Origin of the sequence: Streptomyces sp. KR55 (genome assembly GCF_052245645.1) — a bacterium.
In the GTDB taxonomy this organism is placed as follows: Bacteria; Actinomycetota; Actinomycetes; order Streptomycetales; family Streptomycetaceae; genus Streptomyces; species Streptomyces flavusporus.
The window spans coordinates 1-1,940 of sequence record NZ_JBQQCE010000851.1; the positions used below are offsets into that span (position 1 = coordinate 1).

Consider the following 1,940-nt stretch of genomic DNA (forward strand, 5'->3'; position numbering starts at 1 on the left):
TGGCGCCCGTGGAGCCGTCGGTCAGGGGGTCCGGCGATTCGTCGGACCCCTCCGACGCGCCGCCGTCCGGCGAGGCGTCGCCGGCCGCTGCCGGCTTCGGGGATGAGCCCGGGGCGTCCAGGCCGAGTTCGGCGAGGCTCAGGGCGCCGCCGGCCAGGAGGAAGCCCGCCGCGATGAGCAGGGTGCGGCGGCGTCGGCGGCGGTGGGCCGCGGCCTTGCGGTCGCGTCGGCTCACGGCCGGCTGACGGCGTCGCCCGGAGCCGCGTCCGGGGCGGTCGCCATCGTCGACGGCGTCGCCCTCCTCCTCGTCGTATCCGTCGTCGTACGGCTCGTCGGGCTCCGCCGGCCGTACCACCGTGACGACGTCCGTCCGCACATCCGTCCGTACGACGGTGTGCACGACCGTCTCCTCCGCGTACGCGCGAAGCTGTTCCGCTGGCGTGCCGCACCCCGGACAGGCGAGGGCGCCATTCAGGTGCCGTCGGCACGGGTGGCAGTAGTCCATGACGCGGGAAGATTAAGTTCCGCATCGGTAACGTTCATAGGCTCCGCTGTGAATGTTTTGTGGTGAACGATCCGTTCCGGCGTGGCGAGTTGAGGGCAACCCACCCGCATCACCCCGAAACGACTTTCGAAAGTGCCGAAACTGTTATGCGTTCGACCCATTGACACCCCGACCACCCCGTCCTTACTGTCACGCCAGCATTTCGAACGTGTGACGAAATTTCGAACAGAGCCGACGTTCACGAGGGGCAACTGCCGTGCGCATCACCGGAATCAGCACACACGTGGTCGGGACGCCGTGGCGCAACCTGACCTACGTACAGGTGCACACCGACGAGGGGGTCACCGGAGTCGGCGAGACCCGGATGCTGGGCCACACCGACGCACTGGTCGGCTATCTGCGGGAGGCCGAGGCCAACCACATTCTCGGTTCCGACCCGTTCGCTGTCGAGGACCTCGTCCGCAGGATGAAGTACGGCGACTACGGGCGGGCGGGCGAGATCGTCATGTCCGGTATCGCCGTCATCGAGATGGCCTGCTGGGACATCAAGGGCAAGGCCCTCGGGGTGCCCGTCTGGCAGCTGCTCGGCGGCAAGGTCACCGACAAGGTCAAGGCGTACGCCAACGGCTGGTACACGACCGAGCGGACTCCGGAGGCGTACCACAAGGCCGCCCAGGGCGTCATGGAGCGCGGGTACAAGGCGCTCAAGATCGACCCCTTCGGCACCGGGCACTTCGAGCTCGACCACGAGCAGACCCTGTACGCCGTGTCGCTGATCGAGGCCGTGCGGGACGCCATCGGCCCGGAGGCCGAGCTGATGCTCGAGATGCACGGCCGGTTCTCACCCGCCACCGCCGTCCGGCTGGCCCGGGAGCTCGCTCCCTTCAAGCCCGCCTGGCTGGAGGAGCCCTGCCCGCCGGAGAACCTGAAGGCGCTGGAGAAGGTCGCCGCCAAGGTGGACATCCCGGTCGCGACCGGTGAGCGCATCCACGACCGCATCGAGTTCCGCGAGCTCTTCGAGAGCCAGGCCGTCGACATCATCCAGCCCGACGTCGGTCACATCGGCGGCATCTGGGAGACGCGGAAGCTGGCCGCCACCGCCGAGACCCACTACATGCTCGTCGCCCCGCACAACGTCGGCGGGTCCGTCCTCACCGCCGCGTCCCTCCAGGTCGGCTTCACCACCCCGAACTTCAAGATCCTGGAGCACTTCAACGACTTCGCCGACGCGGAGATCAAGAAGGTCGTCAAGGGCGCGCCCCAGGTGATCGACGGGTACTTCCACCTCTCCGACGCCCCCGGCCTCGGTGTGGAGCTCGACGTCGACGCCGCCGCCGAGTTCCCGCAGCAGCAGGCCCGGTTCGACCTGTGGGCCGAGGGCTGGGAGCAGCGCAAGCCGAAGGAATCCAAGTGAGCACCGCCGTCGTCATCGAGG

2 protein-coding genes are annotated in these 1,940 nt (G+C 68.6%); one reads left to right on the forward strand and one right to left on the reverse strand.

Going from position 1 to position 1,940, the window contains the following annotated elements; translation table 11 throughout:
* The coding region (locus tag ACTWQJ_RS50935) for an SCO2400 family protein (RefSeq protein ID WP_443313124.1) at positions 1 to 505 on the reverse strand (505 nt) is incomplete at its 3' end.
* Between the two features lie 256 nt (positions 506 to 761).
* Here ACTWQJ_RS50935 and ACTWQJ_RS50940 point away from each other — a divergent pair.
* On the forward strand, positions 762 to 1,919 hold the full coding sequence (locus ACTWQJ_RS50940) for a mandelate racemase/muconate lactonizing enzyme family protein (protein ID WP_443313125.1): 1,158 nt from the start codon (positions 762 to 764) through the stop codon (positions 1,917 to 1,919).
* Positions 1,920 to 1,940 lie beyond the last annotated feature (21 nt).